This is a genomic window from Mesorhizobium sp. M7A.F.Ca.CA.004.12.1.1 (genome assembly GCF_003997835.1).
In the GTDB taxonomy this organism is placed as follows: domain Bacteria; phylum Pseudomonadota; class Alphaproteobacteria; order Rhizobiales; family Rhizobiaceae; genus Mesorhizobium.
Genome location: NZ_RZRK01001152.1, coordinates 1 through 1,413, shown reverse-complemented (window position 1 = coordinate 1,413; position 1,413 = coordinate 1). Strand labels below are relative to the sequence as shown.

2 protein-coding genes are annotated in these 1,413 nt (G+C 60.9%); one reads left to right on the top strand and one right to left on the bottom strand.

The window, feature by feature from the left end; all coding sequences use genetic code 11:
* On the bottom strand, positions 1 to 934 hold a 934-nt coding region (locus EN984_RS34625), incomplete at its 3' end, for a DUF1176 domain-containing protein (RefSeq protein WP_127384359.1).
* Positions 935 to 1,071: 137 nt separating this feature from the next.
* Here EN984_RS34625 and EN984_RS34620 point away from each other — a divergent pair.
* A partial coding sequence (locus EN984_RS34620) for a DUF1993 family protein (RefSeq protein WP_127384358.1) occupies positions 1,072 to 1,413 on the top strand: 342 nt, incomplete at its 3' end.

Below are 1,413 nucleotides of genomic sequence, written 5' to 3'. Positions count from 1 at the left end.
CGGACGCATCGCCGATGCCGCGCCACTTGTTGAATGTTGTGATCGTGTGGGCAGCCTCATCATAGTCGGAATTGACCGCCCAGCCGGACGTCTGGAAACCGACGATACTCATGCCCAGCAATTTGCCGTTGCTGTCATTGTTCTCGTAGCGGATGTCCATCTTGGGCTCGGCGAACTGCAACTGCTGCACGCCCGACACGTCGTCGGTCATGTAGTAGATCGAGCTTTCATTGTAGGCCGCGGCCGAACAGGAAAAATGGAACAGCCGCGTCTCCTTGTCGGGTTCGCCGGGCTGCGCATCCTTGTCCTTGTATTTAATCGAAAAAACGGTCGGCTCATTGGCAAGGAACTGCTTGTCGCACTGGTCGCCATAGGTTGCCAGAAAGGCCTTCTTGGCCTGCTCCAGTGCGGTGTCTTTCTTTGGCGGTGGCGGCCCGTCGCCGCAGCTTGGCGGCAGCGCCTCTTCGAAATCGGCGGTGGAGGGTTTCAGCGCGCCTTTTTCGATATGGATCGGATCGAAGGGCGGCTCCGCCTGGATCTGGGCATTCACCTGGCGCAGCGTATAGCAACCGGCAAAGACCTTTTCGCCGCCGGCCTTGTCCGTCGCGCGAATGGCGACGGGGACGTTGTAGAAAATGCTGCCAGCCGCACCTTCGTCGGAAACAGCTCCGGTCTCGACCTCGACCTTGTGGGTCCCATCAAAACCCTTGACGAAACTGTCGAAATCCTTTGCCGGCTTTGTATCGCTGAAATACCCCCAGGCGCGGGCGAATTCGTGCCGGCTGATGGCGCTGTACAGCGAACGGACAACCGCGTCGGCGCTCGACCGATCGTCGATATAGGGCGCTTCGGGGGCATCGTCGGCAGCCAATACCGTCTGGCCGATCGGTGCCAGGGAGAGAAAGGCAGTCGCTGCGAAAAGGGCGCGTCTCATCGGGAACCTCCGCTCGATAGAGGATTCTACGACGGCGATTGCGGCAACGTGGTGACGCAGGCTCGACGGACTTGAAGAATCGCGCGCGAAGGCGCTACGTCGCGTCCGCCGGCGTTCGGCCGGACAGGAGATTTGACGTGACGATATCGATGTATGAGGCGTCCGTGCCGGTGTTTTCGGCCAGGCTGAAAGCGCTTTCCGATGTGCTGGCGACCGCCGAACAGAATGCGCTTGACCGCAAGATCGACCCGCAGGTGTTTCTGACGGCGCGGCTGGCGCCAGACATGTTCGCCTTGACCAGGCAGGTGCAGATCGCCACCGATCATGCCAAGGGCGCGCCGTCACGGCTCGCCGGGCGCGACGTGCCGAGATACGAGGACAACGAGGCGAGTTTCGCCGAAATTCAGGCGCGCATCACCAAGACCCTCGACCTTCTGGGCACATTTTCGGCTGCCGAGTTCGACGGCTCCGACGACAAG